This is a genomic window from Aeromonas sp. 30P (genome assembly GCF_051919805.1).
Lineage (GTDB): Bacteria > Pseudomonadota > Gammaproteobacteria > Enterobacterales > Aeromonadaceae > Aeromonas > Aeromonas veronii.
In genome coordinates this window covers 3,765,867-3,781,152 of sequence record NZ_JBQBEA010000001.1, presented here as the reverse complement: position 1 = coordinate 3,781,152, position 15,286 = coordinate 3,765,867, and the positions used below count along the sequence as shown (strand labels likewise).

The window sequence follows — 15,286 nt, the reverse complement described above, 5'->3', positions numbered from 1 at the left end:
GGTAAAGCGAAAACGGTCAGCCCTTGGGCTGACCGTTTTGTTATGTGGTGGGGTTAAGCGGTTTTACTGCTGCTTTAGCCACGCTGGAGTTCGGGATCCCCGATGGCGTAGATCTGCCCCACTGCCGTCTCATCCGCCAGCAGGCGCAGCCCTTGGGCGGCCACATCGGCGCGGCGCACCAGTCCGTGTACTTCCTTGCCCTGACTCAGTTCGGCGCGGCCGGTGGCGTCGCCATCCTGCAGGCCCGCCGGGCGCAGAATGGTCCATGCAAGGGCGCTGGTCTGCAGCCAGCTCTCCGCCAGACTCTTGAGACGTACCTCGTGACCGAAGGCGGCGCGTGCCCGCTCCGGCAGATACTGCCAGCTGTCGCCACAGCCGAGGGAGGTGACCAGCAGCAGCCGTTTCAGGCCTACCTGCTCCATGGCATCGATTACATGGCGGTTGCCCTGATAGTCCACCGGCGCGGCTTGACGGAAGCTGCCGAGGGTAGAGACGACCTGTGCATCTTGCCCCGCCAGAACACATGCCTGCTGCACCGCAGCCAGATCCAGCGCATCCCCCTCGATCACCTCAACTCCCAGCGCACCTAGTTCTGTGGCCATCTCGGGGTTGCGTACCAGCGCAACGACCCGGTGACCCTGGCTCAGGGCGTGATGAGTAAAGGCGCGGCCCAGCCCGCGGCTGGCTCCGAAAATCAGTGTGGTTGGCATAGCTGAGCTCCCTTGGCAAAAGGGGCTAGCCTAGTTGCTTGTTCGCCTGCTGTAAATGAGAGTTGTTTTTATTTGTGAGTCAGCAAGGAGGAGAAGGTGCGAGCCGTCAGCGACTCGCACTCTTTGAGAGGGATCAGCCGTTGTAGTTGCCGATGCTGGGGCGACGGCTTGGGCCGCTCAGGTGGATATCCACCGGATTGAATGCCTTGATCGCCTCATAGCTGAAATCACCGATCGCCTGATGCAGGCTCTGGGGCGTGTGGTTGGTGATGATGATGACGCTCTTTGACAGGTTGCGACGGCGGCGCAGCAGGTGGCCGAGGAAGCTGGACTGGCTCTCCGCCATCTTGGCGCGGTTGGCCGATACCTCGTCGATGATCAGCAGATCCACCTCTTCCAGTGCGCGGCGGTACTGGTTGCGCTCGTCCTGATCGGGGATGACGTTGAAAAACAGCCGATCGACGATGGAGGCCCACTGCTGGAAGATCACCGATTTCTGGTGACGGGCGATCAGCTCATGCGCTACCGCTCCCGCCAGGGTCGACTTGCCGGTGCCGTAGTCGCCGTAGATCAGCATGCAACCGCCACCGCTCTTCTCCCAGTGCTCGAAGCCGCTGATAAAGTAACGGGCTGTTTCAATGGGGTATTGCAGCGCCGGGTCACCGGCATCCATCTTGTCAAATACCCAGTCAGGGTTGAGATCGGCCTGGGCGATCAGCTTCTGGATCCGCTCCTGACGGGCTGCCTTCTGCAGCTCGCGTACCTCGGCGTTGGCCTTGGCGTCGTACTCCTTGCGCAGGGTCTCGTAGTCATACTGGCCGCCACCGGTCTCTTGTTGCAGGCGACGAATGCGCTCCAGCAGGCCACCCACATGGCGACTCAATTCCGGGTCGTGAATGCGGTGATCCTGCTTGGCCTTGGCGATCTTCTGGCGCTTGGCTTCGATCTCTTCCAGCTCCTGGCGCAGGGGATCTTGCGGGTCAGTCATGGAATGCTCCTTCTGCTCGATCAGGGATGGGTAGACAAGGGGTTGATTCTGCCTGCAGACGGGGGCCGCTATCAATCATTATCCGGCTCCTGCTGCGCTGCGGGTTCTTGCGTCTGCTGTTGGGCCAGTCGTTTGGCCTCTTCAATCATCTGTTGGGCCCGTTTGCTGGGGCCCGACTCTGCCGGGGCCGGCGTCACCTGCTGGTAGCCCTGCACCTCCATCGGCTTGCGACGGGTATAGCGGCGGGTCTTGAGGGCGCGAATGAACTTGAGCATCCATTGATGCTGGGAGTCGAACACCTCGGGGCGCCCCAGCCAGTAGGCGATAAACTCCCCCAGATCCTCTTCGCTGTAACTGGCATCGATCACCCCGCACAGACGGGCGAGGGCGGGCAGCTCTTCGTCCGGTCGCCACTGCAGATGCATCTGGAAGGGGCGCTCCGGCAGCGGGCTGCGCAGTTTCTGGGTCAGCAGCGGCAACTGAAACGGGCACTGGTGGTAGTGCTCACTCTCGGGCTGAGCCTCGACTTGCAGCAGGCCCGCCTCCATCAATTCATCGAACAGCTCGGTGAGCTGGCGGGCATTGACCTGAAACGAAAAGCCGCAGGGATCTCCCGGATCGACCACTGCCAGCGCCCGACCCAGCTCGGGATAGTTGAGCCGGGCCGCCTGATTTTCCAGCACCAGTCGGCGCAGCTGCAGGGTATAGAGACTGCGGGCCGGATGGGACAATCTTGGGTGGGCAAGGGCACTGTATTCGGCTGGGGTCATGGTCTTCTTCACGAGCTGGAGTGGGGGGCATTATCCCTTATGGCGTCCACTTGCACAATTCGGATGGCGGTCGTAGTCGTGGGGCCACCCAAGCGAATAGAGCTGCGCGGGCGGATAGGGTTCTCTTGATGCCATCGTATGATCGAGGTCTACTTTTGACGCAGGGTTTCCGCGCTGACCGCACTTTTGAGCTAGTCTTAATGCCTAAATAACCAATTGACTAATAAGAGCTTTATCAAGATGTCAAAAGCCGGGCTACGGATCCTGGTGGTGGAGGACGAGGTCGTTTTTCGCCACTCGTTAGTGAGTTACCTCGCACGGGACGGGGCAAGGTGTTTCAGGCCGAAGACGGAATCGAGGGTCTGTCGGCCGCTGCTCTCTACCATCCCGATGTGGTGCTCTGCGATCTCAATATGCCCAATATGGATGGCCACGAGGTGATCGCCTGTCTCTCTGCGCGCTATCCCCATATTCCGGTTATCGTCATTTCGGCCCAGAGCACCATGGAGGCGGTCGCCAGCGCCTTGCGTGCCGGTGCGCGGGACTATCTGCTCAAACCCCTCGAGGATTACGCGCTGGTCGAGCGCAGTATCGAACAGTGTCTCAACGGCAGCGTCAACCGGGCGCAGCAGCTGGAGCTGATGGATCACATCGACTATTTCAGTGCCCATGACAAGGCGGCCAGCCGCCTGCTGGCGGGGCTCAAGCCGCCGAGCTTGCAGGAGTGGGGCCCCTGGCAGGTCACGTTCAAGGGGCTGGGGCAGTTGTTTATTCCCGATACCTTCAAGGTGGAAGACAAGCTGCTGGTGCTGGTGATGGAGCTGCCGATCATGGGGACGGATGCGGCATTTTGTGGGGCACTGGTGCGCTCCTTGATGAACGTCCCCTATCGCCAGTTTCAGCAGAACGAGAGCCGGTTGCTGAGCCAGCCGCACCGGTTGCTCGACTACCTCAACCATCAGTTGATGGCGTCCGGGCTTCGCCACTCTTTTGCCATGGCGGCGCTGCTGTTTGATCAGCATGATGGGCTGGTGTTTGCCAACGCAGGGCTCACCTCTCCCCACTGGCTGATGCGCTCCGGCGGCCTACCCCTTGGTCTGATGCGCAGCAGCCACTACGCCCTGCACAAACGCAGCTGGCATGAACCGTTCGCCCTGCAGTTTCGCAGCGACAGCGGCGGCTCGCTGGATGTGCAGGTTCGTCATCACTGATGCCGCCTGATAAACAGGCCAAAACAAACAGGGCGCCGATGGGCGCCCTGTTTGTTGTTTACAATCCTGACCGTTTAGACGGTGGCGGAGTGCAGTTTCTTCTCTTGAGCTTGCGGCTCTTTGGCCGGGCCTTCGGCACCGTGCATCCAGTAAACCAGGCGGTTTGCCATGGTCAGCAGGATCAGGGCGCTCAGTACCGCCGCCAGGGCGATGCCACCGAAGATGGCGATCGGGCCGGCTTCACCCACGAAGGAGCCGATAAAGCCCGCAGCGTAGTTGGCCAAGGCAACGAAGCCAAACCAGGCACCCATCATCAGGGAAGCCAGACGCAGCGGAGCCAGCTTGGTCACCATGGAGAGGCCAATCGGGGAGAGGCAGAGCTCACCTAGGGTGTGGAACAGGTAAGCACCTACCAGCCAGAACATGGAGGTCTTGACGGTGTTGTCACCACCCTGCTGCAGCACGGCACCGACCATGAACAGGAAGCCGATAGCCAGGAACAGCAGACCCATGGCGAATTTCACCGGAGAGTTCGGCTCTTTCTTGCCGAGCTTGATCCAGATGGCCGCAACGACCGGTGCCAGGGTGATGATGAAGAAGGGGTTCAGGGACTGGAACCGGCGGTCGGCACTTCGAAGCTGCCGATCATGCGGTCGGTATACTCCTGGGTGTAGAGGTTCATCAGACCACCGGCCTGCTCGAAACCGGCCCAGAAGATGATGGTGAACAGACCCAGTACCAGAATAACCTTGATGCGATCCACTTCCTGCTTGGTTAGCGGTGCTTTCTGTTCGGTAGTACGCAGGGCGGCTGCGCGCTGGGCGGCAGTGACGCGACCGATGTCACCCAGGAAACGCTGGGCCATGGTGGCCTGGATCACCAGAGAGAGCAGCATACCGATACCGGCGCCGACGAAGGCTGCTTGCCAGCCGTAGGCCGTAGCGGCAGCACCACAGATCACGCCTGCCAGCAGGGAACCCAGGTTGATACCCATGTAGAAGATGGTGAAAGCACCATCACGGCGGTGATCGCCCTCTTCATAGAGGTCACCCACCATGGTGGAGATGTTCGGTTTGAACAGGCCGTTACCCACGATCAGCAGCGCGAGGCCCGCGTAACATGGTGTTGACCATATCCGGGAACATGGCGTGGGGCAGTGCCAGAGTGAACTGACCTGCGGCCATCAGTACGGCACCGATCAGGATGGCGCGACGTTGACCCAGGAAGGTGTCAGCCAGCCAGCCGCCGATCAGCGGAGTGATATAAACCAGACCGGTATAGATACCGTAGAGTTTGAGGGCATCTGCCTGACTCCAGCCCAGACCGCCGTTGGCAGTCAGGTCGGTCAGATAGAGCACCAGCACGGCACGCATGCCGTAGTAGGAGAATCTCTCCCACAGTTCGGTACTAAAGAGCAAAAAAAGCCCTTTAGGGTGACCTAAAAAGGTCCCTTTTGACGGGTTATTCATTGGAACTTCCACCTGTGTCTTATATTTTTTTGAGTTTTTTATGCAAGGGCGAGAAACACGCCTCAATCCTTATAGAGCATGTGTGAATAAATTACAACATTATGATTTGCTGAGAGTTTATTTACTCTTGATTGATTTTTTGTTGCAAAAATGAAAAAGGAGTATCATTTGATGCCCCTTAAATACGTCTATAAAAAACAGATTTATCAGCGATTACAACTGCTTGACGAACTGCTTCAGCCAACCGATAAATTCACCATTCAGCTCGTGATGGCGCACGGCATATTCCACATTGGCTTTCATGTAGCCCAGCTTGCTGCCGCAATCGTGGCTCTTGCCCTTCATGAAGTAGGCGTTGACCTGCTCCTGCTCCATCAGCATGGCGATGGCATCGGTCAGCTGGATCTCGTCACCGGCACCGGCCGGGGTCTTCTCCAGCAGCGGCCAGATATTGGAGGAGAGGACGTAACGACCCACCACCGCCAGATTGGAGGGGGCTTCGTCGCGGGGCGGCTTCTCGACAATGGCCTGCATCGGCAGGGACATCCCTTCGCTCAGGGCCTCGCCCTTGATGTCGGCGATGCCGTACTTGTCCACTTCGCTTTCGGGAACCGCTTCCACCATGATCTGGCTGATCTGGTTCTCTTCGAACATGTGTACCATCTCGGCCAGGTTGTCTTTTTTCGGGTCGCTGGCCACTTCATCAATCAGTACATCCGGCAGCAGCACGGCGAAGGGGTTGTCACCGATCAGCGGGCGTGCGCACAACACAGCGTGGCCCAGACCTTTGGCCTCACCCTGACGGACGTGCATGATGGTGACGTCTTTCGGGCAGATCTGTTGCACCTCTTCCAGCAGTTGACGCTTGACCCGCTTCTCTAGGGTAGCTTCCAGTTCGAAACTCTTGTCGAAGTGGTTTTCGATGGAGTTCTTGCTCGAGTGGGTGACCAGCACGATCTCTTTGATCCCGGCGGCGATGGCTTCGCGCACTACGTACTGGATCAGCGGTTTGTCGACCACCGGCAACATCTCTTTCGGGATGGCCTTGGTGGCTGGCAGCATACGGGTACCCAGACCGGCTACCGGGAGCACGGCCTTGCGAACTGTCAGAGGAGTCTTTTTCATGGAAAACTATCCAGCGGGATTAAAGTGTGGCCATGATACTCCAAGAAAAATGGGGCAGCCACAGGCTACCCCATTCGTATATGCAGAGCTCGGACGTTATTTGACGATGATCATGTCACGGTTGGCTTCCAGCGTGGCTGGGCCAATGCCGTTGACATCTGCCAGCTGATCGACCGAGGTGAACTTTCCCTGTTTTTCCCGATAGTCGACGATGGCTTGTGCCTTCTTGTCGCCAATCCCTTTCAGGCTGGTGAGTTCGGCAAGGGTGGCCGTATTGATATTCAGCTTGCCGGACTCCTTGGCGACCTCGGCTGTGGTTGTTTGCTTGGGCGCTGCCTTATCTACGGCCAGCACAGGTTGGCTGAACAGGGGCAAGCAGGCCAGCAGCATAACTGCAGAGAGCTTCTTCATCAGCATTTCCATTCCTCCATGATGTGGATATTGCCGAGTGGCACATTGATGAATAGCGTATCGAACGGGTCTTTTTCACTGCTATTTCTAACAGGTCAAATCCTCATGCCGATGGCGAAATATTTGCTATAAGCGCTTAGCTATGAATGCTCTCATATATCCAACCGTATGATCTTGAATCTATTTTAGATACATCTTTAAGGTGGCGGGCACGCTTTCCCGTAGCACTACGCTCGAGATATTTCTGGCACATCACATGGCATTATTCTGTGCAACACTGCACTGATGGCATGTTTCACTGGTCTTCAAAAGATAACCAATAAAAAAGGCTGCTCACCTGGGGTGAGCAGCCTTTGTGATCGGTTTTTTCAGACAGGCACTGATTAGGCTTGTTCGTCAGCTTGGGCAGCCTGGATACCGGTCAGGGCGATGGTGTAGACGATGTCGTCAACCAGGGCGCCACGGGAGAGGTCGTTGACCGGCTTGCGCATGCCTTGCAGCATCGGGCCGATGGAGACCAGGTCAGCGGAACGCTGCACCGCTTTGTAAGTGGTGTTACCGGTGTTCAGGTCCGGGAATACGAACACAGTGGCTTTACCTGCAACCGGTGAGTTCGGTGCCTTGGACTTGGCCACATTCTCCATGATGGCCGCATCGTACTGCAGGGGGCCGTCGATGATGAGGTCGGGGCGCTTGGCCTTGGCCAGCTCGGTCGCTTCACGCACTTTCTCTACATCGGCACCGGCGCCAGAGGTGCCGGTGGAGTAGGAGATCATGGCTACACGCGGCTCGATGCCGAAAGCGGCAGCAGAGTCGGCGGACTGGATAGCGATCTCGGCCAGCTGCTCGGCAGTCGGATCCGGGTTGATCGCGCAGTCACCGTAGACCAGCACCTGGTCAGGCAGCAGCATGAAGAAGATGGAGGAGATCAGGGAAGAGCCCGGAGCGGTCTTGATGATCTGCATCGGCGGACGGATGGTGTTGGCCGTGGTGTGCACCGCGCCGGATACCAGGCCGTCAACTTCATTGCGCTCCAGCATCATGGTACCCAGTACCACGTTGTCTTCCAGCTGCTCGCGGGCAACCACTTCGGTCATGCCCTTGTTCTTGCGCAGCTCGACCAGACGCGGCACATAACGCTCGCGTACAACGGCCGGATCGATGATTTCGACGCGATCGGTCAGAACTACACCCTGCTGCTCGGCAACACGACGGATCTCTTCCGGGTTACCCAGCAGTACCGGACGGGCAATGCCACGCTCGGCACAGATGGCGGCAGCCTTGATGGTGCGCGGCTCGTCGCCTTCCGGCAGCACGACACGCTTGTTGGCCTGACGGGCCAGCTCGGTCAGCTGATAACGGAATGCCGGCGGGCTCAGACGACGGGAACGGGTAGAGCTGACGGTCAGCGACTCGATCCAGTGTTTGTCGATGTGGCCAGCCACATAGTCCTGCACCAGCTCGATACGCTCGCGGTCATCTTCCGGAATATCGACGTTGAAGTTCTGCAGGCTGACGGCGGTCTGCCAGGTGTTGGTACCGGTCATCATGATCGGCAGGCCGGTGGCCATGGCCTGTTGGCACAGCGCCATTACCTGCGGCTCCGGATGATAGTTACCGGTCAGCAGCAGGGCGCCCAGCTTGACGCCGTTCATGGCGGAGAGGCAGGCGGAGACGATGACGTCAGAGCGGTCGCCGGAGGTGACCAGCAGGCTGCCCGGACGGAAGTGCTCGACCATGTTGTGGATGGAGCGGGCGCAGAAGGTCACGGTCTGCAGGCGACGGCTGTCCAGCTCACCCTTGTGCAGGATCTTGGCGGCCAGATGCTTGGCGAGATCCTTGGCGCGCGGGGCGATCAGCTGGGTGTTCCAGGGGATGCAACCCAGGATGCGCAGCGGGCTCTTGCCGAACACTTGCAGCACTTCCAGGTTGTGAGCCGCGTCAGAAGCGTGGTGATGGGCTTCGAACATCTCGGTCAGGTCAGGGCGGGTTACGCCATGCTCGTCAACCGGCGCGCCAACCTTGTTGATCACGCAGCCAACGATACGGGGGTTGTTGACACCACCGAAGTTGGAGCAGGCCAGTTCGATGCGCTCTTTCAGCTTCTGGCTGGAGTCATGGCCCGGGTGGGTCACGAATACCATGTCAGCATCCAGCGCCTTGGCGACGTCGTAGTTCAGCTTGTTGGCAAAGGGCTGCTTGTCGGTCGGCACCATACCTTCGACAACCAGCACTTCGGCACCACTGGATTTCACGTGCTCTTCGAAGCGGGCAACGATCTCTTCCAGCAGGATGTCGGTGTTGCTGGAGCTGATCATGTTCTCGGCGTAGGAGAGGGTGAAGGGCTCGGGCGGATTGATGTTGGCAGCAGCGCGGATAACGGCGGTTGAGCGCTCGGCACCGGTTTCACCCGGACGCGGCTGGGCAACCGGTTTGAAGAAGCTGACATTGACACCGTGACGCTCCATGGCGCGAACAACGCCCAGACTCACGGAAGTTACGCCGACACCAGTGCCGACCGGGATAAGCATAATAGTGCGTGCCACTTTATACCCCTTGTTCATTTTTTGGGATCAGGAAAAGGCCGCCCTGTGGGCGGCCTCGAGTTACTGCGTCAATTAAGCGCCGACCAGTTCCAGCGCGTCGTGGGCGATAACCCACTCTTCGTTGGTCGGGATAACCAGGGCCTTGGTAGAGCCAGCCTTGGTGATCTCGCCACCCTTGCCGAAACGAGCCTTCAGGTTGGCGTCGTGATCGACGTCAAAGCCCAGCAGACCCAGCTTGTTCAGGGTGATTTCACGGATCGGGGCGGAGTTTTCACCGATACCACCGGTGAAAACAACGGCGTCCAGACGACCGTCCATGGCGGCAGCGTAGGCGCCGATGTACTTGGCCAGGCGATAGCAGTAAACGTCCATAGCACGCTTGGCTTCTTCTTTGCTGTCGTAGTTGTCTTCAACGAAACGGCAGTCGGAGGTCACTTCGGTCAGACCCTGCAGGCCGGACTCTTTGGTCAGCATGGTGTTGATATCGGCCACGCTCATGCCCAGCTTGTCGTGCAGGAAGAAGATGATGGCCGGGTCCAGATCACCGGAACGGGTACCCATCACCAGACCTTCCAGCGGAGTCAGGCCCATGGAGGTATCAACGGATTTGCCGTTCTTGATGGCGCAGACGGAACCGCCGTTGCCCAGGTGGCAGTTGATGATGTTCAGCTCTTCAACCGGCTTGTTCAGCTGCTTGGCAGCTTCCAGGCTGATGTAGTAGTGGCTGGTGCCGTGAGCGCCGTAGCGACGGATGCCGTTCTCTTTGTAGAGCTTGTACGGCAGGGCGTACAGGAAGGCTTCTTCCGGCATGGTCTGGTGGAACGCGGTATCGAATACGGCCACGTTCTTGTCAGCCAGCGCCGGGAATACGCGGCGAGCTTCACGGATACCGATCAGGTGAGCCGGGTTGTGCAGCGGTGCGTACGGAACAGCCGCTTCGATGCCGGCAATCACATCTTCGCAGATGACAACGGAAGAGGTGAAGCGCTCACCGCCGTGAACAACACGGTGACCGATGGCGATCAGGTTCTTGGACAGTTCCGGATTGAGCGGCAGGATCTTGTTGACGATGAAGTCCAGCGCTTCCTGGTGAGCGGCACCCGCGCCCAGATCGGCACTGCCTTTCTCGCCATTCAGTTTCCACTTGATGCGGGCGTCGTCGAGGTTGAAGCACTCGGCCAGGCCGGACAGCAGGTCATCACCGGTGGTTGCGTCAATGACGGCAAACTTCAGGGAAGAGCTGCCACAGTTAAGAACAAGAACCAGCTTACTCATGAATAAATCCTATCGCAGATTGGGTTGTGTAGGCGGATGCGTTGGACGCGGTGCGGCCAAAAACTTTCAACTTATCCTTATGAGGGTTGGCAATCTGTTGCTTGCCCCTTGTATAGTGATACAAGACCCGAAATCCAGACGTCCCTGACAGGTCAATAGCAAGACGCTTTTGACGCAAAAATGGGCGTACAAAGGATAACCCGATTGTTGAAAAATAACAAAGTCATCCTCAACCTTTGTTACTTTGCATCAAATTTTGTCGAGGTTTTGCCGTTGGTACGTTCAAAAAGCGCTCGGAGGTAGTATGAGCATGAACATTTTTGGAACTAAGTTACAGCAAGGCCGCTATTATATGACGCTTTGGCCGCGCCGTCCCGAGCTCAATTCGATGTTTCCTGAAAATCGGGTGATCAAGGCGACCGAGTTCGCCCTCAAGGTGATCCCCGCGCTGGCGGTGCTGAGCGTGATGCTGCAGTTCCAGTTTGGCGAGCTGCACTACTGGCCTTCCGTCATCACTTCCGTGCTGTTTCTGCTCAGTTTGCCGCTGCAGGGTTACTACTGGCTCGGCCAGCGTGCCGACACCCGCTTGCCCCCGTCGCTGGCGAGCTGGTATCGGGAGATCAACGGCAAGATGAACGAGCAGGGTGGTCGTCGTCAGCTGGTGTCTCAGCCGCGCTATGAAGAGCTGGCCGATACCCTCAAGGCCGCCTTCCAGCAGCTCGATAAATCCTTTCTCTATGAATAACCCGTTTCAGATGCAAAAAGGCGCCAGTGGCGCCTTTTTTGTTGCGGTTGGTGTGCGGATCAGGCCGCCAGTACCTTGCGGATCTCCTGGATGGAGAGCTTGTACTGACGGGGGCACTGACACCACACCTGCAGCATCCGCTGGTACTTGTCGCGCATGGCGATGTCGCTGGATAGCTCGTCGCACGGGCACTTGAGCTCGGGGAAGCGCTTGTCCACCTCCAGCAGGAAGCAGACGTAGTCGGCCAGCTCACGCTCCTGGCTGCGGCTGTAGCCATTGAACTCCAGACGGCTGGCGTTGATCTCGCCCTGATCGGCGGCCTCCAGATTGCCCCATGAGATGGCCAGTGCATGGTGCAGCTCCAGGGTGTCGATCACCTCCTGGCAGGTCGCCAGATCCAGATGGCCGAAGCTCTTCTCCAACTCGAGGATCTGCAGGCAGTAGCCGCGCTCGATGATGGTGCTGGCGCGTTGGTAGACGTCCGCTTTCTCCGGATTGAGTTTCGCCAGAATTTCGTACTGGTTGCTCAGGATCAAACGCTCAGTGTTGCTCATGTTCATGGGATATCTCGCTGGAAGATGATTCTGGGGTCACGTTAACCCATATATAAAATGAATTTTTTGATCTGGGCGGGGGAGTTGGTGAGAAAAGTCCGTTGGCAAGGGGCGGCTGGCCAGACAAAAAAGGCCTGCATGGCAGGCCTTTCAATGACGCAGGGGAGGGTTATCCCTTGAGGAAATCCAGTACCACCTGATGGTGATCGCTGGTTTTGAACTTGTCGAAGTGGTGGGCAATCTTGCCCTCTTCGTCGATCAGGAAGCTCTGGCGGTGAATGCCGTCATACTCCTTGCCCATGAACTTCTTCGGGCCCCAGACGCCAAAGGCATCGGCGACGGCGTGGTTTTCATCAGCCAGCAGGGTGAAGTTGAGCTGGTCCCGCTCTTCGAATTTCTTCAGACGTTTGGCCGGATCAGGGCTGATGCCAAGCACCACCACATTGAGGGCGGCCAGCTCGGCGTTCACATCGCGCAGGCTGCAGGCCTGGGTGGTGCAGCCGGGGGTCATCGCCTTGGGGTAGAAATAGACCAGCACCTTCTTGCCGCGCAGGCCAGCGAGGCTGACCTGATTGCCATTCTGGTCGGGCAGGGAGAAATCGGGGGCGGGGCTGCCAGCTTGTAGTGGTTGCATGGGGTCTCCTCGGGTAAAACGCCCTCAGGCGTGTTTGCGATTGACGATAAACTCGAACGATTCGGCACCCAGTTGACGACAGAATTCGGCGAAGGCGGTTTGCGAACCTTCCACTTCACCCTCTCTGGCCAGATTGAGCTGAAAACTGATCTTCAGCAGGTTGAACGGCTGCTGCTCCAGGGTCATGGATTGCATCGCCTGAATGTTCCAGCCATGTTCGCTGAAGAACTGGGTGCACTGGCTTACGATGCCGGGCTCGTCGCGGATCAACAGGTCGGCACTGGCGCGGATGTCATACTGCAGGGACTGGTGGCGTTCGGTGCGTTTCATCATGGTGATGAGATCCCACTCCTGGCTACGCAGGGGCAGGCTGATTTCGAGTTGCATCATGCTGTTCCAGTCGCCCGAGAGCAGCATGATAAAGGTAAATTCATTGCCGAAGATGCCAAGGCGGCTGTCCACAATGTTGCAACCACAGCCACTGACGTGGCGGGTCACTTCATTGACGATGCCAGGCCTGTCCGTGCCGATGGCCGTTACGACCAGGTAGTGAGTCATAAATCTTCTCTCGTCCGTTATTTCGTTGCGAAAGCCGCGCTGGCAAGCCAACCCTCCGGCCCTGATGACCACTCCCTGAGGGACGCTGCCGACTTTCGTCCATTACTTTTTGTTCCGGATGGTATCACGGCTTGCCCCCTCTCTCCCTTGTTTTTCAAAGGGGTCAGCTTTACCATTACGCCCCTGAAAATCGGGAGAAAAGTCCATGTTACGCGGTAGTATTGTTGCGCTCGTTACCCCCATGCTGGCTTCAGGTGAAGTCGATTGGGCCAGTCTGGCCAAGCTGGTCGACTATCATGTCAGCGCCGGGACCAGCGCCATTGTTGCGGTGGGGACCACAGGGGAATCGGTGACCCTGAGCGAGCAGGAGCATATCGCCGTCGTTGAAAAGACCGTTGAGTATGCCGCCGGACGCATTCCCGTCATCGCCGGTTGCGGCTCCAACAATACTGCCCATGCTATTGAATTGGCAAAGCGACTGGCCAAAACCGGCGTGGTGGCGGGCCTTTCGGTGACTCCTTACTACAACAAGCCCACTCAGGAAGGTCTCTATCGCCACTATTGTGCGATCGCCGAGGCTAGTGGTCTGCCCCAAATTCTTTATAATGTGCCCGGTCGCACCTGTTGCGATCTCAAACCGGAGACCGTGGCCCGTCTGGCCAAGGTTCCCGGCATTATCGGTTTGAAAGAGGCAACCGGCGATTTGAGCCGCACCCCGCTGCTGCGCGAGCTGTGCGGGCCGGAGTTTGCTCTCTACAGTGGCGACGATGCCACTGGTTGTGATTTTATGCTGCAAGGTGGCGATGGCGTGATTTCGGTCACCACCAATATTGCAGCGGCCCAGATGGCCGACATGTGTCGTGCTGCGCTGGCCGGTGATGCCGGGCAGGCGCATGACATCAACAATCTCTTGATGCCGTTGCACAAGACTCTGTTCTGCGAACCGAGCCCCACCCCGGTGAAATGGGCCTGTGTCCAATTGGGGTTGATTGCAACAGCCACCTTGCGCCTGCCGCTGGTTGACCTCACCCCCGAGGGCGAACAGCTGATGGCGCGAGCACTGACCACAGCGGAGTTGATGGCGAGTGTTTAAATCTAATGGAAAGGGAAATAGAGCACGTCTGGTGCTGAGCGTTGCGACTGTGGCCGTCTTGGCCGGTTGCAGCACCCCCCAGGATCGCAAAATGGCCAACCGCGACTTCGGTTACGAAGATGCCCGTCTCGAGGGCCGCGCGTTCTTGATCCCCGCAGGATTGAGTGCCCCCACCTTCAACAGCCAGTACGATATCCCGCCGCTTCCCGAGAGCAGCCGTGAAGGTGCCCTCGGCGCCCAGGTCGATGTGCGCCCACCCGCTCAACTGCTGACCGTGGTACCGGGCAGCCAGGTGGTGCAGAGCGCAACCGAACCGACCGTTGCCTTCTATGCCCTGAGCACCAGCCAGAGCGTGGAGCGCGATACCTGGTCGTTCCTGATGAACTTCCTGGCCAAATACAAGGTCACCACCGAGAAGCTGGATCAGCAGGATGGCGTATTGCAGACCGGCTGGTTTGACAACACGGTCGCCCTCGATGGCTGGGGTGAAGATGACGAAGACTTCAAAATCCGTCAGCGTTACCAGTTCACCGTGCGCAACGATGCCCAGCGCCACGCCGTCAATATGTCGGTCCGGGTACTGGATCACGAAGAGACCATCGACGGCGAGACCAGCAACAAGCTGACCCCTGCCGATGCCCAGCGCTATGCCGCGCGAGTGCTGAACCAGTTCTCGCTCTATTACGACAGCCAGCTGAAAGCCCGCGAGCAGCACAAGTCCAACGATGGCATGGGTCTGCAACTGGGTCTGGACAACAACGAGCTGAGCGCCTGGATTGCCGAAGGCTCCTTTGATCAGGTGTGGCGTCGCCTCAACCAGGTACTGCCTGCTTACGGTTTCGCCATCAAGGATACCCAGCAGTCACTGGGCTGGATCGACGTCGAGTACGAAGAGCCGGGTGCCGAGTTCTGGAAGGCGAAAGGGAGCGAGCCGTTCAAACTGGAGGAGGAGAAATATCGCTTCCAGCTTGGCGAAATGGCGGGAGGCAAGACCTCCATCACCCTGTTCGACAAGGACAAGAAGCCGGTATCGTCCGGGGTTATCTCCCAGATGTATATCAGCCTGTCCGAGGCGTTCGCCAAGGGGCTGGCCGATCAGGCAGCAGCAAAAGCAGAATAAATACAGGGGCCTTGTGCCCCTGTTTTGTTATCAAAATCCCCCTGAAAACGCGGGGATTCCGAGCGGTTTTCGATGAT

General features: G+C 58.3%; 13 protein-coding genes and 2 pseudogenes. 4 read left to right on the top strand and 11 right to left on the bottom strand.

Annotated elements, in window-relative coordinates; all coding sequences use genetic code 11:
- Positions 1 to 74 precede the first annotated feature (74 nt).
- The 3 genes from ACTG2B_RS17580 to ACTG2B_RS17570 all read right to left on the bottom strand — a co-directional run bounded on the left by ACTG2B_RS17580 (position 75) and on the right by ACTG2B_RS17570 (position 2,468).
- On the bottom strand, positions 75 to 710 hold the full coding sequence (locus ACTG2B_RS17580) for an NAD(P)-dependent oxidoreductase (protein WP_439996513.1): 636 nt from the start codon (positions 708 to 710) through the stop codon (positions 75 to 77).
- A gap of 133 nt (positions 711 to 843) precedes the next feature.
- Positions 844 to 1,698 (bottom strand): DnaA ATPase domain-containing protein, encoded by an 855-nt coding sequence (locus ACTG2B_RS17575; protein WP_005349200.1) that lies wholly within the window; start codon positions 1,696 to 1,698, stop codon positions 844 to 846.
- Positions 1,699 to 1,769: 71 nt separating this feature from the next.
- Positions 1,770 to 2,468 carry a DnaT-like ssDNA-binding domain-containing protein gene (locus ACTG2B_RS17570; RefSeq protein WP_005349201.1) on the bottom strand — a complete coding sequence of 233 codons (699 nt, stop codon included), beginning with the start codon at positions 2,466 to 2,468 and terminating at the stop codon, positions 1,770 to 1,772.
- Between the two features lie 240 nt (positions 2,469 to 2,708).
- Between ACTG2B_RS17570 and ACTG2B_RS17565 the strand changes: the two are divergent.
- A pseudogene (locus ACTG2B_RS17565) lies at positions 2,709 to 3,679 on the top strand (response regulator).
- A gap of 74 nt (positions 3,680 to 3,753) precedes the next feature.
- On the opposite strand, the pseudogene ACTG2B_RS17560 reads toward ACTG2B_RS17565, so the two are convergent.
- From ACTG2B_RS17560 to ACTG2B_RS17540, 5 genes and pseudogenes are all read right to left on the bottom strand, one after another.
- A pseudogene (locus ACTG2B_RS17560) lies at positions 3,754 to 5,148 on the bottom strand (peptide MFS transporter).
- A 213-nt stretch (positions 5,149 to 5,361) separates the two neighbouring features.
- A complete protein-coding gene (gene galU, locus ACTG2B_RS17555) occupies positions 5,362 to 6,273 on the bottom strand; it encodes a UTP--glucose-1-phosphate uridylyltransferase GalU (protein ID WP_167570525.1) in 912 nt (303 codons plus the stop codon).
- Positions 6,274 to 6,369: 96 nt separating this feature from the next.
- Positions 6,370 to 6,690, bottom strand: a complete 321-nt coding sequence (locus ACTG2B_RS17550; protein ID WP_115521677.1) for a ComEA family DNA-binding protein — start codon at positions 6,688 to 6,690, stop codon at positions 6,370 to 6,372.
- A 377-nt stretch (positions 6,691 to 7,067) separates the two neighbouring features.
- Positions 7,068 to 9,248 carry a phosphate acetyltransferase gene (gene pta, locus ACTG2B_RS17545; protein ID WP_005339119.1) on the bottom strand — a complete coding sequence of 727 codons (2,181 nt, stop codon included), beginning with the start codon at positions 9,246 to 9,248 and terminating at the stop codon, positions 7,068 to 7,070.
- A gap of 54 nt (positions 9,249 to 9,302) precedes the next feature.
- Positions 9,303 to 10,505 carry an acetate kinase gene (locus ACTG2B_RS17540; RefSeq protein WP_005349210.1) on the bottom strand — a complete coding sequence of 401 codons (1,203 nt, stop codon included), beginning with the start codon at positions 10,503 to 10,505 and terminating at the stop codon, positions 9,303 to 9,305.
- A gap of 304 nt (positions 10,506 to 10,809) precedes the next feature.
- Here ACTG2B_RS17540 and yfbV point away from each other — a divergent pair, with 304 nt between their 5' ends.
- On the top strand, positions 10,810 to 11,250 hold the full coding sequence (gene yfbV, locus ACTG2B_RS17535; protein ID WP_338710394.1) for a terminus macrodomain insulation protein YfbV: 441 nt from the start codon (positions 10,810 to 10,812) through the stop codon (positions 11,248 to 11,250).
- A gap of 59 nt (positions 11,251 to 11,309) precedes the next feature.
- Here the strand turns inward: yfbV and ACTG2B_RS17530 are convergent, their stop codons facing one another.
- From ACTG2B_RS17530 to ACTG2B_RS17520, 3 genes are all read right to left on the bottom strand, one after another.
- Complete coding sequence (locus ACTG2B_RS17530; protein ID WP_439996512.1) at positions 11,310 to 11,810, bottom strand: YfbU family protein; 501 nt, start codon at positions 11,808 to 11,810, stop codon at positions 11,310 to 11,312.
- 163 nt (positions 11,811 to 11,973) lie between these two features.
- Positions 11,974 to 12,438, bottom strand: a complete 465-nt coding sequence (bcp, locus tag ACTG2B_RS17525) for a thioredoxin-dependent thiol peroxidase (RefSeq protein WP_139732824.1) — start codon at positions 12,436 to 12,438, stop codon at positions 11,974 to 11,976.
- A gap of 24 nt (positions 12,439 to 12,462) precedes the next feature.
- Entirely contained in the window at positions 12,463 to 12,996 is a 534-nt protein-coding gene (locus ACTG2B_RS17520) for a glycine cleavage system protein R (RefSeq protein ID WP_064337273.1), read from the bottom strand.
- A 205-nt stretch (positions 12,997 to 13,201) separates the two neighbouring features.
- On the opposite strand from ACTG2B_RS17520, the gene dapA reads away from it, so the two are divergent.
- Entirely contained in the window at positions 13,202 to 14,089 is an 888-nt protein-coding gene (dapA, locus tag ACTG2B_RS17515) for a 4-hydroxy-tetrahydrodipicolinate synthase (RefSeq protein ID WP_120414831.1), read from the top strand.
- Complete coding sequence (bamC, locus tag ACTG2B_RS17510; protein WP_139399054.1) at positions 14,082 to 15,209, top strand: outer membrane protein assembly factor BamC; 1,128 nt, start codon at positions 14,082 to 14,084, stop codon at positions 15,207 to 15,209. Before dapA ends, bamC begins: the two co-directional genes overlap by 8 nt.
- The last annotated feature ends 77 nt before the right edge of the window (positions 15,210 to 15,286 follow it).

Excerpts from the sequence above, each read along its gene's own strand:
- ACTG2B_RS17580 (WP_439996513.1), bottom strand. The coding sequence starts at position 710 with ATGCCAACCACACTGATTTTCGGAGCCAGCCGCGGGCTGGGCCGCGCC.
- ACTG2B_RS17575 (WP_005349200.1), bottom strand. The coding sequence starts at position 1,698 with ATGACTGACCCGCAAGATCCCCTGCGCCAGGAGCTGGAAGAGATCGAA.
- ACTG2B_RS17570 (WP_005349201.1), bottom strand. The coding sequence starts at position 2,468 with ATGACCCCAGCCGAATACAGTGCCCTTGCCCACCCAAGATTGTCCCAT.
- galU (WP_167570525.1), bottom strand. The coding sequence starts at position 6,273 with ATGAAAAAGACTCCTCTGACAGTTCGCAAGGCCGTGCTCCCGGTAGCC.
- ACTG2B_RS17550 (WP_115521677.1), bottom strand. The coding sequence starts at position 6,690 with ATGCTGATGAAGAAGCTCTCTGCAGTTATGCTGCTGGCCTGCTTGCCC.
- pta (WP_005339119.1), bottom strand. The coding sequence starts at position 9,248 with ATGAACAAGGGGTATAAAGTGGCACGCACTATTATGCTTATCCCGGTC.
- ACTG2B_RS17540 (WP_005349210.1), bottom strand. The coding sequence starts at position 10,505 with ATGAGTAAGCTGGTTCTTGTTCTTAACTGTGGCAGCTCTTCCCTGAAG.
- yfbV (WP_338710394.1), top strand. The coding sequence starts at position 10,810 with ATGAGCATGAACATTTTTGGAACTAAGTTACAGCAAGGCCGCTATTAT.
- ACTG2B_RS17530 (WP_439996512.1), bottom strand. The coding sequence starts at position 11,810 with ATGAACATGAGCAACACTGAGCGTTTGATCCTGAGCAACCAGTACGAA.
- bcp (WP_139732824.1), bottom strand. The coding sequence starts at position 12,438 with ATGCAACCACTACAAGCTGGCAGCCCCGCCCCCGATTTCTCCCTGCCC.
- ACTG2B_RS17520 (WP_064337273.1), bottom strand. The coding sequence starts at position 12,996 with ATGACTCACTACCTGGTCGTAACGGCCATCGGCACGGACAGGCCTGGC.
- dapA (WP_120414831.1), top strand. The coding sequence starts at position 13,202 with ATGTTACGCGGTAGTATTGTTGCGCTCGTTACCCCCATGCTGGCTTCA.